This is a genomic window from Streptacidiphilus sp. MAP12-33 (assembly GCF_041261265.1).
GTDB lineage: Bacteria > Actinomycetota > Actinomycetes > Streptomycetales > Streptomycetaceae > Streptacidiphilus.
The window spans coordinates 147,103-167,112 of sequence record NZ_JBGCCA010000002.1 but is presented as its reverse complement, the minus strand read 5'-3'; the positions used below and the strand labels follow the sequence as shown (position 1 = coordinate 167,112).

The following is a 20,010-nucleotide window of genomic DNA, read 5'->3' as shown; positions in this document are numbered from 1 at the left end:
GGATCGCCTACAGCGGGTAAGGGGATGGGCAATCCGCTGCGCGGAACCTCGCTCGGCGGAGATACTGGGGCAAAAGGGCGTGATCCCGGTCACTCCCGACGGCGTGTCGCGCCGCGACGCACCGTGACCAGGGCCCGATCGGCTGCCGGGTACTTGCGCTCTGCGCCCCGCCCGTGTGGACTACCGGCACAGCCCTGGTTCCAGATTCAGGGTCGGATATAGGAGGCAATTCCCGTGAGCGCGACCGCGGACCCCGCGGAGGACAAGACCAGCCAGGCTCGTCGGCTCGGTCTTGAGACCGGACAGGTGGTCCAGGAGCTCGGTTACGACGACGACGTCGACCACGACCTGCGTGAGTCCATCGAGGACCTCACCGGCACCGAGCTCGTCGACGAGGACTACGACGACGTCGCCGACGTCGTGCTGATGTGGTTCCGCGAGGACAGCGAAGACGGAGATCTCACCGACTCCCTCGTCGATGCCCAGGAGTACCTGGTGGAGGGCGGCCTGGTCTGGCTGCTGACTCCGAAGACCGGGCGTGACGGCCACGTCGAGGCCCATGACATCGCGGACGCCGCGCAGACGGCGGGCCTCTCGCAGACCAGCACGGCCGCGGTGAGCAAGGAGTGGTCGGCGGTCCGCCTGGCCACGCCGAAGGCCGCGAAGGCCGGCAAGCGCTGACGCCCTTGCCGGGAACCCCCAGCCCGAGCTGACGTGGAGCGGGCCCGGACGGAGACCCTCCGTCCGGGCCCGCTCGCGTTTCGCTTCGCGCGAAACCGGCCGGCGGGCGGCCGAAATGCCGGGCTTGTGGGCCCGGCGGCAGAATGGCGGCATGGGAGAAGATCACCAACCCGTCCTCCACGGGCCCCGCGGCGTCGCCGACGAGCCCCCGGAGCCTCTGCGCGCCCGCATCCTCGCCGGCTGGGACGCGGTCCTGGCCGCGGCGGAGGCCACGGCCGCGGGCGCGGACCTGAGGCCGCTGGCGGAGCTCGGGTCGTGGCCGGGGAGGCCGGTGCTCGGGGCGGTGATGGCCGCGGCGCACGGGCGGCCGGTGCCCGAGCGGCGCCCCAAGCCGTTCGACCCCGCGCGCGAGGAGGTTCTCGCCGCGCTCGCCGAGGCCAGGGACCGGGTCGCCGCCGCGTTGGACGAGGTGCTGGCCGCGCCCGAGCTGGGCCGCCGCATCGTCGACTCCCCGCTGGGCCCGCTGCCGGTCCTGACCCAGATCCACGCCCTCGGCCACGAGGCCGCCCAGTCGGTGCTGGCCGTCACCGGCTCCGTCCCGCGGCCTCTCGCCGACGCGGGCCTCGCCGCGATGGTCGACGTCGTCGGCGCGCTGGCCTGGCGCCAGCGGCTGCCCGCCGCGGCGGGCCTGTGGGAGCCGTCCGAGACCAGCCCGACCGGCCTGACCGGCCTCGGCTGGGTCTTCACCGCCGACGCGGACGGCTGGCGCACCCGGCGCCGCGAGCCGTCCGACGACCTCCCCGGCGTCGAGGCCGCGGCCCGCCACCTCCTGGTCTCCACCGGCTCCGTCCCGGCGATGCTCGCCCGCGGCGAGATCCGGCTCCGGCGGGTCGGCGGGCTGCTGGCCCTCGCTCCCCTCGTGGACCAGGTCCCCAACCTCCCCGGCGGCAGCCTGCTGCGCCGCGCGGTGGGCGCGGTCTCCGTGCTGGGCCGGTTGCCGGGCTTCCGCTGAAACGGTTCCGTGCGACGGCCACCCTGAGGGCGGGAGCTCCGTGTGTGCCTAGGATGGCCTCGGCACGGCCTACGACGATGAGGGGTTTTCGCATGGCTATCGAGGTCGGTTCTCCGGCTCCCGAGTTCTCGCTCAAGAACCAGCACGGCGAGCTCGTCTCGCTCGCGGACTTCCGTGGCGAGAAGAACGTTGTGCTGGTCTTCTACCCGTTCGCCTTCACCGGCGTCTGCACCGGCGAGCTCTGCAGCCTCGAGCGCGAGCTGCCGTCGTTCCAGAACGAGGACGTGCAGATCCTGGCCGTCTCCAACGACACGCTGCCGACGCTGCGCGTCTTCTCCGAGAAGGAGGGTCTGGAGTACCCGCTGCTCTCGGACTTCTGGCCGCACGGCGAGGTCTCCCGCGCCTACGGCGTCTTCGACGAGGAGAAGGGCTGCGCCGTGCGCGGCACCTTCGTCATCGACAAGCAGGGCATCGTCCGCTGGACCGTCGTCAACGGTCTGCCGGACGCGCGCGACCAGCAGGAGTACCTGAAGGCGCTGCAGTCCATCTGAGCGTCCGCCTGACGCGGCCAAGGGCCCGCGGTGTCCCGGCTCGCCCGGGCCCGCGGGCCCTGTGCTGACTGCTGATGCGCCGTTACGATCGAGGCCGGAAAGGGCGATCGGCGCGCACGAGGGGCAGGGAACAGCCATGGGCGTCACGCTGACCAAGGGCGGTAACGTCTCACTCTCCAAGGCGGCGCCGCATCTGACGGCGGTCCGGATCGGGCTCGGCTGGCAGGCCCGGTCGACCACAGGGGAGTCCTTCGACCTCGATGCCAGCGCGCTGCTCTGCGCGGGCGGGCGGGTCCTCGGGGACGAGTACTTCGTCTTCTACAACCGCCTCAAGAGCCCGGAGGGCTCGGTCGAGCACCACGGGGACGACGTCAGCGGCGGCAACGGCGCCGAGGACGACGAGATCATCACGGTCCAGCTCGCCCTGGTGCCCACCCAGGTCGACAAGATCGTCTTCCCGGTCTCCATCTACGACGCCGACAGCCGCAGGCAGAGTTTCGGCCAGGTTCGCGGCGCCTTCATCCGGGTGGTCAACGAGGCCGACGGGACCGAGCTCGCCCGGTTCGACCTGTCCGAGGAGGCCTCGGACGAGACCGCCGTGATCTTCGGCGAGCTCTACCGCTACGACGGCGAGTGGAAGTTCCGAGCCGTCGGCCAGGGGTACGCGACCGGACTGCGCGGGATCGCTCTAGACTTCGGGGTGAACGTTTCGTAAGAAGTCGTCATGAGTCGCGGAGCGTCGGTGGACGGCGGTCGCGAAAGGGGTGGGCGCGCGGTGTTCCTCCGCACCTTCGGATGGTCCTTCGGGATCACCTTGCTGGGACTGGCCGCTGCGGCGTACCTGTGGGGAGCGGACGGCTTCGGGATCGTGCTGGTCCTGTCGGTCCTGGAGGTCTCGCTCTCCTTCGACAACGCCGTCATCAACGCGACCGTCCTGCGCCGGATGAGCCCGTTCTGGCAGCGGATCTTCCTCACTGTCGGCGTGCTCGTCGCCGTCTTCGGCATGCGGCTGGTCTTCCCGCTCGTGGTCGTCGCCCTCACCGCGCACATCGCCCCACTGACCGTCCTGGACCTGGCCCTCGACTCCTCGAAGACCTACCACGGCCAGAGCTACGCCGAGCACCTGGACGCCGCGCATCCGGCCATCGCCGCCTTCGGGGCGGTCTTCCTGCTGATGATCTTCCTGGAGTTCCTCTGCGGGGAGAAGGAGATCCGCTGGATCAGTCCGCTGGAGCGCTGCATGGAGCGGGCCGGCCGGATGGACCGGCTGCCGATCGTGATCTCGCTCGTCGCGCTGCTGCTCGCCGCGCGTTTCTTTGCCGGAGACCGTGCAGAGACGGTTCTCCTGGCTGGGATCGCGGGCCTGATCACCTACCTGGTCGCGACCGGCCTGGCGGACCGTTTCGAGTCCGCCGGCGTCCCGGACGAGGACGCGCCCCCCGTCGTGGCGTCGGCGTCGGCGGGGGCGGCGTCGGCGGGGACGGGGACGGCGTCGGCGGCGGAGCGGTCCGGAAGGTCCGCCGTGCAGGTCGCGGGCAAGGCCGCCTTCGTGCTCTTCGTCTACCTGGAGATCCTCGACGCCTCCTTCTCCTTCGACGGCGTCGTCGGCGCGTTCGCCATCAGTCAGGACATCTTCCAGATCGCCCTCGGTCTCGGCATCGGCGCGGTCTACATCCGCTCGCTCACCGTCTACCTGGTCCGTCAGGGCACCCTGGAGGACTACGTCTACCTGGAGCACGGCGCGCACTACGCGATCGGCGCCCTCGCCGTGATCCTCATGGCCTCGATCAAGTACACGATCCCCGAGGTCGTCACCGGCCTGATCGGGGTCGCCTTCATCGCCCTGGCACTGCTCGGCTCGGAGCTGCGCAACCGCCGCGCGATCACCGGTGGTGGCGGCGAGAGCGACGGCGAGGGCGGGGAATCCGGCCATATATCCGTTGCTTCGCGCTCGATCGGCCTCTAGCGTGCCGGGGTGGATTTCACTCCTGACGACGCTGTGGCCCTCTACGACGAGATGTACCGCTGGGACGGCGTGAACGTCCCCTCGGACCGCTTCTTCGACCGACTGGTGCACGACGCCGACGCCGTCCTCGACGTCGGCTGCGGCACCGGCATGATGCTCCACCAGGCCCGCGACGCGGGCCACACCGGCCGCCTGGTCGGCCTCGACCCCGACCTCCCCTCGCTGCGGCGCGCCCGCCGGCGTACGGACATCGAGTGGGTCGAGGGTGTCGCCTCCGACGCGTCCCGCTGGCGCGAGGAGTTCGCGCTCGCGACCATGGCCGGCAACGCGTTCCAGTGCCTGGTCACCGACGAGGACCTGAAGGTCTCGCTCGCCGCGATCCACGGGGCGCTGCGCGTTGGCGGCGGGTTCGCCTTCGAGACCCGCAACCCCGCTGCGCGGGCGTGGGAGAGCTGGATCCCCTCCACCGTCCACGAGATCACCGGCGGCGGCTGGGACCTGCGCCAGTGGCACGAGGTCCTCTCCGTCGAGGACGACAGGGTCACCTTCACCGAGACCACGGCCCGCCCGGACGGCACGGTCCTCGACGTCGGCCGCGCGACGCTCCGCTTCCTGGGCGAGGCCCAGCTGGACGCCCTCCTCACGGCGGCCGGCTTCACCGTGGACCTCCGCCACGGCGACTGGTCCGGCGGCCCGGTGACGGACACCTCCCGCAGCATCATCACCGTGGCGACGAAGCGGTAGTTGACGCTCCTGCCTGTGGTTGCACGTCGAGGGGCGCGGGGAACTGCGCGACAAGCCAACAAAGTGGTGAGTCGCTCAACGAGCAGGGCCATCCGCACGCCGGTGGTTGCTCGCGCAGTTCCCCCAGTTCCCCGTGCTCCTGGACTGGGTGCAACCTACGGTCGGCGGTGGCCCGCCGTGAAGCGGGCGGCGAGGATCTGTTCGAGGGCCGCCCGCGTCGCGACCGAGATCGCGCCGTTCAGGACCGCCGCCTCGCCCAGCGCGGAGACCTCCACCCGGGGCGGGTACGGCACCCGCTCGGCCAGCCGTTCAGCGACGCGTTCCAGCAGCAGGTCCGCGTTCAGGCCGATGCCGCCGCCCAGGACCGCGAGTTCGACGTCGACCACCGCCGCCACGGGGGCGAGGTAACCGACGATCCGGCGGGCCTCCTCGTCGACCGCGGCGACCGCCGCGGCCTCGCCCGCGCGGGCCAGCGCGAACAGCTCCTCGGTGGAGGCGGGCGCGGCCCCCGCGGGGAAGAGCGTCGCCGCGTGCCGCAGCAGCGCCTCCGCGCACGGGTCGCGGTCGTCGATCTCGTCGGGGTCGAAGACGTTGTCCAGCTCCCCGGCCGCTCCGGCGAAGCCGCGGTGCAGCTCGCCGCGCAGCACCAGCCCGGCGCCGACGCCGGTCCCGACGGAGAGGAAGCAGAAGCTCGTCGCGTCCCTGCCCCGCCCGGCCCGCTGCTCGCCGAGCGCGGCGAGGTGGATGTCGTTCTCCAGGGTCAGCGGGCAGCCGAGGGCCGCGCCGAACCGCTCGTGGGCAGGGAAGCCGTCCAGCGAGGGGATGTTGAGAGCCTGCCAGATCCGGCCCTCGCGCAGGTCCACCACGCCGGGCACGCCGATCGCGGCGTGCTGGAGCCGGTCGCGCGGGATGTCCGCGCTCGCGCAGAGCCGGTCGGCCAGCGCCGTGGCCGCCGCCACGATCGTCGGTGCGTCGAGGCCGGTCACGTCCGCGTCCTCGCGCGCCAGTTGGCGGCCCTCCAGATCGGCGACAGCGCCGCGCAGGCGGCGTGCGCCGACGTCGAGCGCCAGCACGTGCGCCGCCTCGGGGCGCGGGGCGAAGAACAGCGCGCCGTAGGTGGGGCCGAGCCGCTCGTCGCCGCGGGGTGTCTCGGCCACCAGGCCCAGGTCCAGCAGGTCCTGCAGCAGCGCGGAGACGGTGGGCTTGGAGATGCCGGTCTGGCGGGCCACCTCGGCGCGCGAGACCGGTGCCTGAGCCCGGATCATGTCGAAGACCGTACGGAGGTTGATCTCCCGCAGCGTGGCGGAGGTGGCCGGCTTGGACGGGCCGTTCGGCCCAGCAGCCCCGGTGGGGCCGGACGGTGTGGCGAGCATGGTCACACTGTAGGGTCTGCGCCCGCGCCGCGACCGGGCCCGCGGGGCATTTCCCCAGCTCGTCGCCGTGCGCGCGGACCCAAAACGGCCCGAACCCGGCCACTTGGCCGAAGGGCCCGCCTGGGCTCAGGCCCGGGCCCAGGCCGGCGGCGGCGGCCAGCCGACCGCGCGCCGCGCGCCGCGCGGTGCCGACCCCTCGCCCGGCGCAGCGCGGCGCAGCCCCGCCCGGTGCCGTCCCGCCCGACGCTGCCTCGTCCGGAGCCTGGGTTCCGCGCCTGCGTCCGGCGCCTGGGTTCCGTGCCTGCGTCCGGCGCCTGGGTTCCGTGCCTGCGTCCGGAGCCGCCTTGCCGGGTGCCGTTCCGTCCCGCCGCCTCGGCCGGCGCTCTCCCGGCAGGTATCCGGATGCCGAAGGCCCGCCCGGGCACCCCGTCATGGCGACGGAGCGGCCCGGGCGGGCCCGGTGGTGTGCTGGTGGTGCGGGAGGGCCTGAGTGGGCCCGGCGGCCTCAGCCGAACTGCTGCTCCAGGTCCTTGAGCTTGCGGTCCAGCGAGTCGAGGCGGGACATCGTCGAGTCCTCCTCGTCCTCACGGCCCGCCGAGACCGACGGCGCGCCACCGGTCAGCGCGCTGGCGTTGCGGCGGCGGGGGAGGACGCCGCGCGGCGCGGCCGGCTCCAGCGCGGAGGCGCCCGCGCCCTCGGCGGTCGCCGACGCGTCCAGCGTCGTCAGCTCCTTGACCGGCGCGGAGCGCGCGATCGCCTTCAGTTCGGCGCGCTCGCGCCGCTGCGCGCTGCGCTGCGCGGCGGCGTTGGCCTCGCGCAGGCGCTTGTCCTCGCGGACCTCGTCGACCGCCTCGTCCAGGCTGCGCACGTTCTCCAACAGCATCAGCGACCAGGCCTTGTAGGTCTCGACGGGGGCGCGCAGCCAGCGGACCATGCGGATCTGCGGCAGCGGACGCGGCACCAGGCCCTGCTCGCGCAGAGCGGCGCGGCGGGTCTGCTTCAGCGCGCGGTCGAACAGGACGGCCGCGGAGAGGGACATGCCGGCGAAGAACTGCGGGGCACCGTTGTGGTCGCCACCGCGCGGCGCGTGCACGAAGTTGAACCAGGCCGACGCACCCGCGAACAGCCAGACCAGCAGGCGCGAGCCGGTCGCGGCGTCACCGTGGCTGGCCTCGCGCACCGCGAGCACCGAGCAGAACATGGCGGCGCCGTCCAGGCCGAACGGAACCAGGTACTCCCAGCCACCGGCCAGGCCCAGGTTCTGGCGGCCGAAGCCGACCAGACCGTGGAAGGACAGCGCGGCGGCGACCGCCGCACAGCAGAACAGCAGCACGTAGGAGGCGCCCCCGTAAATGGCCTCCTTGCGGCGGCGGCGCTCCTCGCTGCGCTCCCAGGAGTCCTCGGACGCGGCGTGCTTGGGCTTCTTCGTGCGCAGCAGGCTCATGACGACGGCGACGACGAGCGCGAAAGCGCAGCCGACGACCAGCCAGACCAGTTGTATGGAGGAGAGGTTCATACGGGGGCGCCTCGGCTTGGGTGTGTGGCAGGAGACTCCGTATCGTACGCGTGAGCCAGGTGTGTTATCGACCGGGTGGAGCCAAGTCCCGGCACGCCACCGGCTCCAGGGCGACGGTGCGCCGCATGCGTCCCTTTCCTGCGGGTATACCCGCAGGCAGGGGCACGGAAATGGCAGGGGAACCGGTCCACATGCTGGGTGAACTGAGGGGGCGCTGGGGATGGCCGGACTGCTGGACCTGTTGCGGAAGGCCGACCGCGGCCTGGACATGGGCATCGAGCGGATCACTTTGGACCGCAAGCGCCGCACGGTGTCGCTGACCGAGCAAGGCGCGCTTTCGGGGACGATGCAGGTCAATCTGCACTGGACGGCCCGTGAGGCCGAGCCGCCCCGGCGCTCCGCCCGGGACCAGTTCAAGGCCCTGTTCAACCCGAACCCGTTCCGTCCGGTGACGCTCGGTCAGGCCGCGACCGAGCCGCTGGCCGTCGACCTCGACCTCGGCTGCCTGTACGAGATGACCGACGGCACCAAGGGCGTCATCCAGCCGCTCGGCTCCTACATGGGTGATCTGCACCATTCCCCGTACATCCGGCTCAGCCGCGACGACCGGTCCGGCGCGCCGACGGGCGAGATGATGTACATCGACATGGACAAGCGCGAGCAGTTCAAGCGGCTGCTCATCTTCGTCTACATCTACGACGACACTCCCGCGTTCGACCGCACCCACGCGGTGGTGACGCTCTTCCCGACGTCCGGGCCCCGCATCGAGGTGCGGCTGGAGGAGCGCGCCGCCCAGGCCCGCTCGTGCGCGGTGCTGCTGATGGAGAACAAGGGCGGCGAGTTCGTGATCACCCGCGAGGTCCGCTACGTCTACGGCTTCCAGGCGGAGCTGGACCGGCTCTACGGGTGGGGGCTCCAGTGGCAGCGGGGCTTCAAGCCGTCCGGCACCTGATCCCGCACGTCCCGCACGTCCTGTTCTTGCCCGCCAGCGCTCACGCTCACGCCCGCGCGCTCACGCCCGCGCGCTCACGCCCGCGCGCTCACGAGCGGGCGAACTGCGGCCCCTGCGGTGGCAGCGCGAACCCGACCGGCTCCGGCAGCAGCTCCTCCAGGGGCGGTGGCGGCGGCGCGGTGCTGCCCGAGCCGAGGTCGGGGACGTCGCCCTGGACCGGAGCCGACGCCGGCGCCGGCTCCGCTGACGTCGCTGGGACGGGGGTCGGGCCGGGCGCGGGCCCGGCAGGCTCGGCGGGCCCGGTCCCCGCAGGCTCGTCCTCGTCCACCGTGACGCCGAAGTCCTGCGCGAGGGCGCCCAGGCCGGACTGGTAGCCGTGGCCGATCGCGCGGAACTTCCAGGCGCCCGAGCGCCGGTAGAGCTCCCCGCAGAGCAGCGCGGCGGCCTGGCGGGCGTCGAACAGGTCGAACCTGGCCAGCGCGGGCGCGCCCGGTCCACCGGCGATGTCGAAGAGGAGCAGTTGCAGTCCGCCGACGGCGGCGAAGTCCTGCCCGTCCGCGACGCTGGCGCCGAGCACGACCCGGTCCACCCAGCCGGGCAGCCGGTCCAGGTCGACGTCCAGGGTGTCGCTGGCCTCCCCGGGCCGGCGCGCCTTGGCCCGGTGCCGGACCAGGCCGCTGGGGTGGCGGGGCTGGTTGTAGAAGACGAAGTCGGCGTCCTCGCGGACGCGGCCCTGTGCGGTCAGCAGCAGGGCCGACACGTCCACGTCCGGCGTCCCGGGCAGCAACTGCCAGCGCAGTACCACCCGCACGGCCGCCACTTCGGCGGGGAGCTGTGTGTTCGAGCCCTTCGGCATGACCTCGGTCATGCCCTCATCCTGCCGTACGTGCGCGTGGCGGCGGAACCGGGAGGCGGGTTCAGCCGTGCGGCAGCGCGCGCGGTGGGAGCGGGTTCGCGCGTGCGGCGTCGGGGTGCCGGCTGCGCCAGTACGGGTTGTCGTGCGGCAGGTGCAGCGTCACCCGTCCGTACATGCCGAAGAGCAGCAGGGCCAACCCCACCGCGAAGCTGAAGATGATGTTCCGCATGTGGAAGTTGAGCAGGTTGTTCGGACCGGCGATCAGCCCCAGGTTCACGAACCCGCTGATGATGAAGAGGATGCCCACGCCGATGTTCAGCGTCGACGCGGTGTTCCCGCCGACCACGGCGCCGCCGACGAGCAGCGCGCCGAACAGCACGGAGAGCAGGCTGAGGGCGCCGTTGGTGGTCATCCCGGCGACGTGGTCACCGGTGGTGGAGAAGAACCCGACGTTGTTGGTGAAGCCGAGGACGCCGAAGACGATCAGGAACAGGCCGACCGCACCGGCGCTGTACCGGTAGACCTGGCCGAGCCGGTGGTCGACCGGCAGGTGATCCTGGAGTTTCATGGCCGCCTCCCTGAGGGGTGCACGTGGGCGGGACGGCAATCCGGCTTCCATCGTCCGGCCCGGCCCGACCACGTGCAACACGCCGACCACGTGCAACGTTTCGGCCCTGCGTGACTCCCCTGCGCGATTCCCCGGCGGGCTGTCGGCGGCCGGCGGCCGGCGGCTCAGCCTCAGCCGCAGCAGCCGCCCCCGCAGCATCCGCCGCCGCCCCCGGCCTGCGGCGCGGCGCCACCGGCCGAGGCGGAACCGGTGACGGCCACCATCGACATCAGCTTCGCGACGTCGTCGTGCCCGGCGGGGCACACCGCCGGCGCGTTGGCCTGCGACATCGGGCGGTTCAGCTCGAACGTGGCGCCGCAGGTGCGGCAGCGGTAGTCATAGCGAGGCATGCCGCCCATCCTCTCACCCGCCCCCCGGTGCGACGCCAGGCGTCGCCGGAACGAGATACCGGGGGAGGGGCGGGCCGACGCGGGGGGTGTCAGACCAGGCGGTCGGCCAGCCCGGCGGCCTCGAAGGCGGCGACGAGTTCGTCACGTCCCTCGGTGAAGTGCGCCCAGCTGTCGTGGTGGACGGTGACGACCCGGCGCGCGTCGAGCACCCGTGCCGCCTCCGCGGCCTGCGTGCTGTCCAGCACCAGCGGCTCACCGCCGAACAGCACGGGGATCCGGGGCGCGCCCGCGAACAGCACGGCGGTGTCCACCGGCGCGAACCGGGCGGCGATCTCGCCGACCGCGTCGAGGGAGGCGTTGTCGCCGCTGACGTAGACCGTCGGCAGGCCCTCCCCGGTCAGCACGAAGCCGGTGACCTGCCCGGAGAAGGGCTCGACCTCCTCCCGCTTGCCGGGGCCGTGGATCGCCGGGACGCCGGTGACGGTGACCGTGCCGCTGTCGGGGCGGTCGAGCGTGACCTGCTCCCAGTCGCCCAGGCCCTGCGCCGTCCCGCCGAGGCGCTGCGCGCCGCCGGTGGTGGTGAGCGTCAGCGGGACCTCGGCGAGCAGGCTTCGGCCGCCACGGTCGAGGTTGTCGGCGTGCTCGTCGTGGGAGAGCAGGACGACGTCGATCCGGCCGAGCTCCGCCGCCTGCGCGGCGGCGGGGGCCGTCTTGGTCAGCAGCGGGCGGCCCGGGTTCTGGTACTCGCCGGGCTCGTCGAAGGTCGGATCGGTGAGGAAACGGAGGCCGCCGTAGTCGAAGTAGGCCGTCGGGCCGCCGAGCACGCGCACGGAGAGCTGCTGGTCGTCGCTGTGGGAGGAAGCCATGGCACACCACTCTCATGGATGGATTCGTTCTATCCGTGAGTTGATCGTAGGCGTGTTCTCACGGATGACGCAAGCGCTACCATGAGAACCATGGAAGAGTCCCTCCTGGTCGAACCCGCGCTCGCGGCGGTGCCCGAGGCCGCATCCGGGGCCGTGCCGGAGCCCGCGCCGGGGGCCGACGCCTATCTGGCACTGGACTTCGCCAACAGCGCCCTCGCGCTTCCGGGCGGCCACGTCCTCGACCTGCTCGGCACTCCGCAGAGCGCCAACGAGTGGCTCACCGCGCACGGCCTCGCGCCCGCCGACGCCGGCATCAGGGAGCTGTGCGCGGCCCAGCTGCGGTCGATGCGCGAACAGATCCGGGTGCTCCTCGCGGCGCGCGTGGACGGACTGCCCGTCCCACCCGCGGTCCTGGCGGCCGTCAACGACGCGCTGCTTCGCACGCCGGCCGTCGCGCTGCTGCACTGGGACCAGACCGCCGGGCCCTACCGGGCCGCCTCCCACCCGACCACGCAGATCCTCGACCACGCGCTCGCGTCCCTCGCGGACAACGCCGCCGAGCTCCTCACCGGCCCCGACGCCGACCGCCTCACCGCCTGCGGCTCTCCACCCTGCACCCGCTACCTGCTCCGCCACGGCCGCCGCCAGTGGTGCTCCACCCGCTGCGGCGACCGCGCCCGCGCCGCCCGCGCCTACGCCCGCCGCTCCCGCCCGGAGGTATGAGGCGCTTCGCCGCTCACATGCCCAAGGGGCGGCTGCGACCTGCGGGTTCGCCTTGACAGGTGGGGTGGGCGGGCGTACAGAGAAGAAATGCGCCAAGGTGGGCCAGAGGGTCAGCAGCGTGCGGCTGCGGCGGTAGCAGCGGCCGGAGCCGGCGACGCGGCGCCCGACACGGAGCGCGCCTGCGACGATCTGCAGGCGGACGCGGCGGAGCGCGCCCTCACCGGATCCGGCGCCTACGGGGCTCTGGTCTATCTGCTCTCCCGCGATCGAAGGTCCCTGGTGCTCAGCACCGTCGCCGGGGTCCCCGTGGTCGCGCTGGAGCCGTTCCGGCGCATCTCCGTGCAGGGGGCGCTGCCCGCGCCGGTCGCCTACCGGTCCGGGCGGACGGTGCACCTGTCCGGCGCCGAGGAGACCATGCGGCGCTTCCCGCAACTGCTGGTCGGCCTGCCCTACGCCTTCGCGTCGGCCTACGCGCCGGTGATCGGCGCCGCGGAGACCTACGGCGTGCTGTGCGCACTGTGGCCCGCCATGCCCGACGGCGTGCCGACGGCCGCCCGCCGCCACCTGCGTCGGACCGCGCGCAGGCTCGGCACGGAGCTGGACCGCCTGACGGCGCGGGGCGGCGTGGTGGAGGGCCGTCGTGTGGTGGCGGAACTGCCCTGGCCGCCCTGCCCCACCGTCCGGCTCGGGCTCTTCGGCCTCGATCTGGAGACGCGCGCGCTGACGGTCGACGACGAGGTCCGGGCGATCCTCGACCTGCCGCAGGCCCCCGGTGGACCCCGTTCGGACGCTGCTGCCCACCCCGACACCGCCGGGTCCCGCACCGCCGAGCCCGACGCCGCCGCCGGGTCCCGTACCGCCGAGCCTGGCACCGCCGAGCCCGACACCGCCGGGTCCGGCACCGCCGAGCCCGAAACGGTCGAGCCTGACACCGCCCTGCCCAAGGCGCTGCTCGGCGCGATCGACCCCGGCGACCTTCCCAAGATCCGCACCGCGCTGCGCCGCGCCGCCGCCACCGGCCGGTTCCCGCCGTTGCGGGTGCAGGTCAGGGGTGGGGAGGGGAAGCGGGCACGGCCCGTCCAGGTCTGGGGGCAGGTGCGTGACGGAGCCCTCGTCGGCGCGGTCCTGGACCTCGGGACCGCGCCGTTCGCCGCCCAGGCCGTGGAGCGGCTGCGCCGCGGCGTGTTCTCGCTCGACCCCGAGGGACGCGTCGACTACGCCAACCTCGGCAGCGAGCTGCTGCTGGCGATCCGGCGTGAGGACCTGCTCGGCCGGCGCCTGTGGGACGTGCTCCCGTGGCTCGCCGACCCCGCCTACGAGGACCGTCACCGGGCGGCGGTGCTGACCCGTCAGCCGACCGCGTTCCTCGCGCACCGCCCGCCCGACCGCTGGCTGGTCTTCGGCCTCTATCCCGACGCGCACGGCATGACGGGAACCGTCGTCGCCGGGTCGCACCCGGGCGGACGGGACGGTGCACCGGTCGAGAGCGCCGACCCCTACACCGCGCGGCCGGACACCCCGCCCAGGCCCGGCGCGGGTGCGGGTGCCCTCTACCACCTGCTGCAGTTGGCCAGTGCCCTGGCCGAGGCGGTGTCCGTGCGCGAGGTGTGCGAGGTTGTCGCGGAGCAGATCATGCCCGCGTTCGGCGGCCAGGAGCTGGCGATCTACGTGGCCGAGGAGGACCGGCTGCACCTGGCCCTGCAGGTCGGCTATCCGGACGGCTTCCTGGACCCCTTCGAGGGCACCGACATCCGCGCCCGGCTGCCGGGAGCGGAGGCGCTGACCAGCGGCGCCCCGATCTTCTTCGCCTCCGTCGACGAGCTGGCCACCGCCTACCCGGGCATCCCGCTCGACGAGATGTGCGCCTGGGCGTTCCTGCCGCTGATCGCCTCCGGCCGTCCGGTCGGCAGCTGCATCCTCGGCTTCGACGAACAGCACACGTTCACCTCCGAGGAGCGCGGCGTCCTCACCGCGCTCGGCGGCCTCATCGCCCAGGCGCTGGAGCGGGCCCGGCTCTACGACGCGGAGTTCGTGCTCGCCCGGGGCCTCCAACAGGCCCTGCTCCCCAGCGCGTTGCCGCGCCTCCCGGGCGTCGGCATCGCGGCCCGCTACCTGCCCGGCACCCGAGGCATGGAGATCGGCGGGGACTGGTACGACGCGATCGTCACCGCCCGGGGCGTCTGCCTGGTCGTCGGCGACGTCGAGGGCCACAGCGTGGCGGCGGCCGGGCTGATGGGCCAACTACGCAGCGCGGTCCGCGCCTTCGTCGCCAGCGGCCACCCGCCGGGCGAGGTCCTCGCCCACCTCAACCGCCTCCTGCCCGACCTCGACTCGGGGCTGCTGGCCAGCTGCTGCCTGATCGAGTTCGACCCCGCCTCCGGCCGGGCCTGCGGCGTCCGTGCCGGCCACCTCCCCCCGCTCCTGCGTCACCCCGACGGCCGCACGGAGACCCTGAACCTGAGCGGCGGGACCCTGCTGGGCGTGGATCCCGCCGCCACCTACCCGGCCACCGACCTCACCCTGACCCGGGGTTCGGTCCTCGCCCTCTACACCGACGGCCTGGTCGAACGGCCCCGGGCGCCGATCGACCACGGCATCGACCGCCTGCGTGCCTCCCTCGCGCACGCGGACACCGCCTCCCTCGAGGACCTCGCGGACCGCCTGCTCGCGGACGCCCTGCCGCACAGCCACCGCGCCGACGACGTGGCGCTGCTCCTCGCGGCCCTGGAGAGGTGAGCGGCTACCTGCACTGACCGGTGTGCGGCCCGTGCAGGGTGTTGCCCGACAGCTGGAGGCCAGGGGTGTTGCCCGCGCAGCGCAGCGGCGCGGCCACCTGGTTGCCCTCGAACTCCGGCACGAGGTCCTCGGGCAGCAGGCCGCTGCCGCTGTTGCCGTCGATGCCGACAGGCGCGGACATCGTGCCGGCGCCGACCTCCAGCCCGCCGGTGTTGCCGTTCAGTGTCAGCGGGGCGTGGAAGGCGTCGCCCGCGCAGCCCGCTCCCTCCGCGTCGCCCAGCAGGACGAAGCCGCTGGTCCCGGTGACGGAGACCGGGGCGTCGAGGACCGACTCGCAGACGGTGACGGCGAGCGCGCCGTCGGACGCCACCGGTCCGTCGATCTCCGCGCCCGACACCGCCAGCGCGCCGCCCGGCCGCACCTGCACCGGCCCGTTCTGCCTGCCGCCGGGAGCGATGCACAGGGACTGACCGGCGGCCACCGTCAGCGGGCCGTCGTGGTGCGTCAGGCACGGCCCGCTGAAGCCGACGGTGACATCGGCGGGCGTAGCCGAGGCGCTCGGAGTGAAGGCGGGGTCGCCGCCGTAGGTGGCGGTGACGGGATGGTCCCCGGGCTGGAGCTCGGCGGTCGTGTAGGTCGCCCGGCCGTTGGCGAGCGGGACGGTCGCCAGGGTGGTGGTCCCGTCGGAGAAGGTGACGGAGCCGGTCGGGGTGCCCGCGCCGGGGGCGCCCGGAGCCACTGTGGCGGTGACGCTCACCGGGTGACCGAAGAGCGGGGTCGCGGTGTCCGCGGCGAGCGTGACCGACGTCCCGTACCGGAAGGTGACGACGGCGCTGCCGTTGCCGTGGTTGACGCCTTGGAGCAGCGACACGTCCGTCGCCGACGGCTCCGCGTAGCTGCTGCCGCCGCCACCGCCCGCGCCGGGGAAGTAGCCCGGGTTGCCGCCGCCCGATCCGCCGCCACCGCCGTGCCAGCCGCCGCCACCGCCGCCGCCTCCCGGGCCGCCCGCTCCGCCGTTGCCGCCGGTACCGCCGCTGCCCGGGTCGGGCTCACTGGTGATCGGGTCGAGGTCGATGCCTGGGGTGCCGGGGCCTCCGTACAGGGTGTTGGGACTGCCGTGCCCGGCCGCGGTCTGGCTGGCGCCCCCGCCCGCGAGCCCGGAACCGAGCGGGCCGTCGCTCTGCCCACCGTCCAGACCGACCGCGCCGCCCCCGGCGCCGCCCTGCAGCTCGGGCCCGCCGTTGCCGGCCCCGCCACCACCACCGGCCACCAGCACCCGGTCGGAGCCGCCGAACGCGCCGACCCGGACGTCCGACCCGCCACCGCCCGACCCGCCACCGCCGTGCGCGCCACCGCCCCCTCTCCCGTGACCGGGGCCACCGGGCCGGGCGAACTCCCCGTGCCGGGACGAGCCGGGAACGCCGGCCGCGCCGAGGGTGATCTGCAGCGTCTGTCCGGGTGTCACCGGCAGGGTCGCCCGGGTCTCGCCCCCGAGTCCGCCGGGCGCGCCGGGCCCCGCCGGGTGCGGGTCGATGTACCCGGCGGCGCTGCCGCCCTCGGCGCCGGACAGGTCGACGGTCACGGCGGTCACACCGTCCGGGACCGTGAAGGTGTCGCTGCCCACGGCGCTGTAGGAGCAACTGGGCTGTGGCGCGGCGGCGAAGAGGCCCCCGGTCCCGCACGGCGTCGCGGTAGCGCTCGTCGCGGTGGTGGTCGTCGGGTCGGCGCTGGTTGCGGCGGCCGTGGTGAGGGGCACCGCCGCGACGGCGACGAGCACGGCGACTGCGGCCGACGACGCGGCTCTGGATCTGAACAACTTCTTCTCTCCGGGCATGGTGAAGGGTGGGGATCGGGTCAGCGACGGTCCGTGACGGTCCGCCGCGGGCGTCACACGCCGTCGTTGGCGCAGAGGGCCCAGACGTCCGCGTAGGTGTTGCTGGAGCCCGCGCCGCCCGCGTGGGCGTCGGTGGTCCAGTACGAGGCGGTGGTGGTGCCGTCGCTGACGGGGTTGCCGCCGGAGTCGCTGGGGAAGCTGCCGTTGAGGTGGTCGCCGCCGGAGCCGGGGCCGGAGTAGTCCGTGGTCGTCACGTTGCCGCCGCTCGCGCCCGCGCCGCCGCCGACGAGGTTTCCGTCGGAGCCGCAGCCCACCGTCGCGAGGGTGTCGGCGCCGGCGGACGAGGAGGTGTTGACCTCGCTGTAGTGGACCTTCACGGTCACGCCGCTGACGTCGATGCCGCTTCCGCTGCAGATCGCGTACGCGTACGTCTCGTTGGTGGTCCCGCCACCGCCGCCGTTCCAGCCGACCGCCGTCCAGGAGTCCGGGTTGGTCTCACCGTCGGCCGCGGCCTTCAGCCCGTTGTCATGGGCGGCGTTCTCGAAGGTGGGGAAGCTCGAGATCACCTTGAGGCTGCCGACGCTCGCCGGAGTGGTCCGGGCCCCGCCACCGAGCAGCACGGTGTCGGCCGGGCAGGTCGCGGTGACCGCCACCGGCGTCGCGGCGGACGTCGGGCCGGCGGCCTTGTTCATGACGATCTGGGTGTGGTCGATCAGGCTGCTGGTGAAGCACACGGCGTACGGCGTCGTGGAGAACGAGCTGTTCACGGCGCCGCCGCTGCCGCCGATCCCGAGCCAGTGCGTGTTGTCGGTGCCGACGACCCCGGTGCTGCCGGTGTACTCGGTCGAGCCGTCCGCGCTGGGCTCGGTGCCCATCACGTGGTTGCCGTTGGACGACGTCCCGGTCCCGATCGCCTGGTCAAGGCCGCCACCGGAGACCAGGCCGCTCGCACAGTCGGCGTGGGTCGATATCTCGGAGAACGTGCTGGTGGGCCCTGCGGTGGCGCCAGGGGTCCGGACGGTCACGCTCACGCTGTTCGCATACGCCACCCCGGGAACGGCGGCGGCCAGCGCCAGGGCCAGCAACGCGGCACCCACCACCGGCGGGAACGTGGTCTTCATCGGGGACTCCAGTCTGAAAGCGGAACGAAACGACACCAACAGGGCTTGCGGCAACGGACTGTAACGGTCCGGCAGAAAGCACAGATATCGGTGGATCACCCAGGCAGCCAGGACAGAAACCGGTGAATCACACAGTGCGGCCACCGCCGCCGCGCCCGCCGCCGCGCCGACCGCCGCGCCGGCCGCCGCGCCGGCCGCCGCGCCGGCCGCCGCGACCGGCCCCGGTCCGGCCCCGGTCCGGTCCTGGTCCGGCCCCGGTCCGGCCCGGTCCTGGTCCTGGTCCGGTTCCGGACGGGCTCCCGACCGACTTCCGCGTCGGGGACTGCGCCCCGCGCCGCAGGTGAGTAGGGTGCGGCCATGGACCTGTTGTGGGACTGGCTGCGGCCCGTGATGCGCGTTCCCTACGTCCCGACCCTCGGGCCTGTCCACCCGGACGTCCTCGGCTCGGAACTGCTGGCCGACGTGCTGTCGCTGGCCGGCACCACCCGGTTCCTGCCGTACGACCCCGACCACCGGTGGTCGGCGCTGAAGGACGAGAGCGTCCTGCTGCGCGACGTCGAGCACGGCCCCGAGCGGACCGTGATCCCGACGATCAGCCGCTGGGGACGCGGCCTGGTGAAGGTCCACTACTACGGCCACGCCGAGGCCCCGGTCGACGAGCTGCTCGTTCTCGCCCGCAGGCTCGCCGCCCGCGAAGACGTCGACCGCGCCCGCGTGCTGTGGTGCGCGCCTGATCGGCCCGCCTCCTGGCCCGACGCCACGGCGACCCGGATCCAACTGAAGACCTTCCGCCCGGGGGAGGACCAGCCCGTCGACGGGGTCGAGGACCTGCGGTCGCTGCCCGAGCCGGTCCGCGCCCGCTTCGAGGTCTTCGCCAACCAGACGGCGGCAGACGGCTTCGCCTTCCTATGGCGCCAGTTCAGCGACCGCACTCTGGTGGTCGGCCCGATCCTCACCCTCGTCTCCGGCGAGCGGGTCATCGGCGCGATCGGCCCGATGGAGACGATGAAGGACGCGGCAGGCGCGATCCGCCTCCTGCCCCAGCACTTCGCTGTCCTCCCCGAACACCGCGGCCACGGCCACGGCCGCCGCCTGTGGCGCGCGGCGATGCACTGGGGGCAGGACAACGGCGCGGACTACCAGCTGACGCAGACCCCACTCGACAGTGCGTCAGACCGCCTGTGCCAGTCGGAGGGTCTCACCACGCTGGGCTTCGTCCACACGGTCGCGGCCTGACCTGGTCTAGGTTCCAGGGATGCGCCTCTACCTGTCGTCCTTCCGCATCGGCTCCCACCCCGACCGGCTGCTCGAACTCCTCGGTTCGGAGGCGGGGCGGATCGCCGTCATCGCCAACGCCATGGACACCGCCCCGGCCGACGTCCGCCGCGCGGGCGTCGAGCGTGAGACCGACGCCCTGACCGAGCTCGGCCTCAGCCCGCAGGAGCTCGACCTCCGGGACTTCTTCGACCGCCCCGCCGACCACTTCGCGCACGCCCTCGCCGACTTCCCGGCGGTCTGGGTCCGCGGCGGCAACGCCTTCATGCTCCGCTACGCGATGTCCCGCAGCGGCGCGGACACCGCCCTGACCTCACGCGTGCGCGAGGACACCCTCGTCTACGCCGGCTACAGCGCCGGCCCCTGCGTCCTGGCCCCCAGCCTCCACGGCCTGGAACTCTGCGACTTCCCGGACGACGTCACGAAGACCTGGGGTGCGGAACCGCTCTGGGACGGCCTCGGCATCCTTCCCCACGCCTTCGTCCCCCACGTCGATTCCCCGGGCCACTTCGAAACCGAAGCCTGTGGCCGCGTCGCCGCCCACTACCGCTCGACCGACACCCCGCACCGCACCTTGCGTGACGGCCAGGTCCTCGTCGTGGACGGTGAGGAATCGCGCATCCTCCCCTGACCGCACGCCTCCGGATCGACGGGTGCGGTCCGAGGGGATCGGCAGGTCAAGCGGATGCAGCGTCAGCGAATCACGCTGCCCGGATACCTGCGCTGCTCGCCTGTGGACTCCTCGACCACCAGTGCGTCGGACTCGGTCCAGAAGCGACAGCCGGCGGGGATGAACCTGGGCTGCTCCAGTTCGAACCACCCAACGCGCTTGGCAAGGAGGAGTCGC

19 protein-coding genes are annotated in these 20,010 nt (G+C 73.4%); 11 read left to right on the top strand and 8 right to left on the bottom strand.

Going from position 1 to position 20,010, the window contains the following annotated elements; all coding sequences use genetic code 11:
* Positions 1-234 precede the first annotated feature (234 nt).
* The 6 genes from ABH931_RS03540 to ABH931_RS03515 all read left to right on the top strand — a co-directional run bounded on the left by ABH931_RS03540 (position 235) and on the right by ABH931_RS03515 (position 4,954).
* Positions 235-681 (top strand): DUF3052 domain-containing protein, encoded by a 447-nt coding sequence (locus tag ABH931_RS03540; RefSeq protein ID WP_370109751.1) that lies wholly within the window; start codon positions 235-237, stop codon positions 679-681.
* A gap of 151 nt (positions 682-832) precedes the next feature.
* Positions 833-1,693, top strand: coding sequence for a hypothetical protein (locus ABH931_RS03535; protein ID WP_370109749.1), 861 nt, complete (start codon positions 833-835; stop codon positions 1,691-1,693).
* 92 nt (positions 1,694-1,785) lie between these two features.
* Entirely contained in the window at positions 1,786-2,244 is a 459-nt protein-coding gene (locus tag ABH931_RS03530) for a peroxiredoxin (RefSeq protein WP_370109747.1), read from the top strand.
* Positions 2,245-2,380: 136 nt separating this feature from the next.
* The gene (locus ABH931_RS03525) at positions 2,381-2,959 is read left to right on the top strand and encodes a TerD family protein (protein WP_370109745.1); all 579 of its coding nucleotides are present in this window, start codon (positions 2,381-2,383) and stop codon (positions 2,957-2,959) included.
* A 60-nt stretch (positions 2,960-3,019) separates the two neighbouring features.
* Positions 3,020-4,210 carry a DUF475 domain-containing protein gene (locus ABH931_RS03520; RefSeq protein ID WP_370110052.1) on the top strand — a complete coding sequence of 397 codons (1,191 nt, stop codon included), beginning with the start codon at positions 3,020-3,022 and terminating at the stop codon, positions 4,208-4,210.
* 9 nt (positions 4,211-4,219) lie between these two features.
* A complete protein-coding gene (locus tag ABH931_RS03515; protein WP_370109743.1) occupies positions 4,220-4,954 on the top strand; it encodes a trans-aconitate 2-methyltransferase in 735 nt (244 codons plus the stop codon).
* Positions 4,955-5,109: 155 nt separating this feature from the next.
* On the opposite strand, the gene ABH931_RS03510 is transcribed toward ABH931_RS03515, so the two are convergent.
* Together ABH931_RS03510 and ABH931_RS03505 are read right to left on the bottom strand one after the other, a co-directional pair.
* Complete coding sequence (locus ABH931_RS03510) at positions 5,110-6,327, bottom strand: ROK family protein (RefSeq protein WP_370109742.1); 1,218 nt, start codon at positions 6,325-6,327, stop codon at positions 5,110-5,112.
* Positions 6,328-6,832: 505 nt separating this feature from the next.
* Positions 6,833-7,843, bottom strand: a complete 1,011-nt coding sequence (locus ABH931_RS03505) for a DUF2637 domain-containing protein (RefSeq protein ID WP_370109740.1) — start codon at positions 7,841-7,843, stop codon at positions 6,833-6,835.
* A 268-nt stretch (positions 7,844-8,111) separates the two neighbouring features.
* Here ABH931_RS03505 and ABH931_RS03500 point away from each other — a divergent pair, with 268 nt between their 5' ends.
* Positions 8,112-8,795 (top strand): Tellurium resistance, encoded by a 684-nt coding sequence (locus ABH931_RS03500; RefSeq protein ID WP_370110049.1) that lies wholly within the window; start codon positions 8,112-8,114, stop codon positions 8,793-8,795.
* An 88-nt stretch (positions 8,796-8,883) separates the two neighbouring features.
* Here the strand turns inward: ABH931_RS03500 and ABH931_RS03495 are convergent, their stop codons facing one another.
* The 4 genes from ABH931_RS03495 to ABH931_RS03480 all read right to left on the bottom strand — a co-directional run bounded on the left by ABH931_RS03495 (position 8,884) and on the right by ABH931_RS03480 (position 11,474).
* Complete coding sequence (locus ABH931_RS03495; RefSeq protein ID WP_370109738.1) at positions 8,884-9,663, bottom strand: TerD family protein; 780 nt, start codon at positions 9,661-9,663, stop codon at positions 8,884-8,886.
* A gap of 49 nt (positions 9,664-9,712) precedes the next feature.
* On the bottom strand, positions 9,713-10,219 hold the full coding sequence (locus ABH931_RS03490) for a DUF4383 domain-containing protein (RefSeq protein ID WP_370109737.1): 507 nt from the start codon (positions 10,217-10,219) through the stop codon (positions 9,713-9,715).
* A 170-nt stretch (positions 10,220-10,389) separates the two neighbouring features.
* A complete protein-coding gene (locus ABH931_RS03485) occupies positions 10,390-10,608 on the bottom strand; it encodes a zinc ribbon domain-containing protein (protein WP_370109735.1) in 219 nt (72 codons plus the stop codon).
* 89 nt (positions 10,609-10,697) lie between these two features.
* Entirely contained in the window at positions 10,698-11,474 is a 777-nt protein-coding gene (locus ABH931_RS03480; protein WP_370109734.1) for an MBL fold metallo-hydrolase, read from the bottom strand.
* A gap of 90 nt (positions 11,475-11,564) precedes the next feature.
* Between ABH931_RS03480 and ABH931_RS03475 the strand changes: the two genes are divergently transcribed.
* On the top strand, positions 11,565-12,197 hold the full coding sequence (locus ABH931_RS03475) for an ABATE domain-containing protein (RefSeq protein WP_370109732.1): 633 nt from the start codon (positions 11,565-11,567) through the stop codon (positions 12,195-12,197).
* Between the two features lie 87 nt (positions 12,198-12,284).
* A complete protein-coding gene (locus ABH931_RS03470; RefSeq protein ID WP_370109730.1) occupies positions 12,285-14,933 on the top strand; it encodes a SpoIIE family protein phosphatase in 2,649 nt (882 codons plus the stop codon).
* 4 nt (positions 14,934-14,937) lie between these two features.
* Here ABH931_RS03470 and ABH931_RS03465 read toward each other — a convergent pair whose 3' ends face one another.
* Both ABH931_RS03465 and ABH931_RS03460 read right to left on the bottom strand, forming a co-directional pair.
* The gene (locus tag ABH931_RS03465) at positions 14,938-16,749 is read right to left on the bottom strand and encodes an Ig-like domain-containing protein (RefSeq protein ID WP_370109728.1); all 1,812 of its coding nucleotides are present in this window, start codon (positions 16,747-16,749) and stop codon (positions 14,938-14,940) included.
* 71 nt (positions 16,750-16,820) lie between these two features.
* Positions 16,821-17,888, bottom strand: coding sequence for a hypothetical protein (locus tag ABH931_RS03460; RefSeq protein ID WP_370109726.1), 1,068 nt, complete (start codon positions 17,886-17,888; stop codon positions 16,821-16,823).
* A 357-nt stretch (positions 17,889-18,245) separates the two neighbouring features.
* On the opposite strand from ABH931_RS03460, the gene ABH931_RS03455 reads away from it, so the two are divergent.
* Positions 18,246-19,124, top strand: a complete 879-nt coding sequence (locus ABH931_RS03455; RefSeq protein WP_370109724.1) for a GNAT family N-acetyltransferase — start codon at positions 18,246-18,248, stop codon at positions 19,122-19,124.
* A 19-nt stretch (positions 19,125-19,143) separates the two neighbouring features.
* Positions 19,144-19,794: a Type 1 glutamine amidotransferase-like domain-containing protein gene (locus tag ABH931_RS03450; protein WP_370109722.1), complete on the top strand. Its 651-nt coding sequence runs from the start codon at positions 19,144-19,146 to the stop codon at positions 19,792-19,794.
* Positions 19,795-20,010 lie beyond the last annotated feature (216 nt).

Bases quoted from the DNA above. Each gene is read 5' to 3' on its own strand.
- ABH931_RS03535 (WP_370109749.1), top strand. From the start codon at position 833: ATGGGAGAAGATCACCAACCCGTCCTCCACGGGCCCCGCGGCGTCGCC.
- ABH931_RS03530 (WP_370109747.1), top strand. From the start codon at position 1,786: ATGGCTATCGAGGTCGGTTCTCCGGCTCCCGAGTTCTCGCTCAAGAAC.
- ABH931_RS03525 (WP_370109745.1), top strand. From the start codon at position 2,381: ATGGGCGTCACGCTGACCAAGGGCGGTAACGTCTCACTCTCCAAGGCG.
- ABH931_RS03510 (WP_370109742.1), bottom strand. From the start codon at position 6,327: ATGCTCGCCACACCGTCCGGCCCCACCGGGGCTGCTGGGCCGAACGGC.
- ABH931_RS03505 (WP_370109740.1), bottom strand. From the start codon at position 7,843: ATGAACCTCTCCTCCATACAACTGGTCTGGCTGGTCGTCGGCTGCGCT.
- ABH931_RS03500 (WP_370110049.1), top strand. From the start codon at position 8,112: ATGGGCATCGAGCGGATCACTTTGGACCGCAAGCGCCGCACGGTGTCG.
- ABH931_RS03495 (WP_370109738.1), bottom strand. From the start codon at position 9,663: ATGACCGAGGTCATGCCGAAGGGCTCGAACACACAGCTCCCCGCCGAA.
- ABH931_RS03490 (WP_370109737.1), bottom strand. From the start codon at position 10,219: ATGAAACTCCAGGATCACCTGCCGGTCGACCACCGGCTCGGCCAGGTC.
- ABH931_RS03485 (WP_370109735.1), bottom strand. From the start codon at position 10,608: ATGCCTCGCTATGACTACCGCTGCCGCACCTGCGGCGCCACGTTCGAG.
- ABH931_RS03480 (WP_370109734.1), bottom strand. From the start codon at position 11,474: ATGGCTTCCTCCCACAGCGACGACCAGCAGCTCTCCGTGCGCGTGCTC.
- ABH931_RS03475 (WP_370109732.1), top strand. From the start codon at position 11,565: ATGGAAGAGTCCCTCCTGGTCGAACCCGCGCTCGCGGCGGTGCCCGAG.
- ABH931_RS03470 (WP_370109730.1), top strand. From the start codon at position 12,285: ATGCGCCAAGGTGGGCCAGAGGGTCAGCAGCGTGCGGCTGCGGCGGTA.
- ABH931_RS03460 (WP_370109726.1), bottom strand. From the start codon at position 17,888: ATGAAGACCACGTTCCCGCCGGTGGTGGGTGCCGCGTTGCTGGCCCTG.
- ABH931_RS03455 (WP_370109724.1), top strand. From the start codon at position 18,246: ATGGACCTGTTGTGGGACTGGCTGCGGCCCGTGATGCGCGTTCCCTAC.
- ABH931_RS03450 (WP_370109722.1), top strand. From the start codon at position 19,144: ATGCGCCTCTACCTGTCGTCCTTCCGCATCGGCTCCCACCCCGACCGG.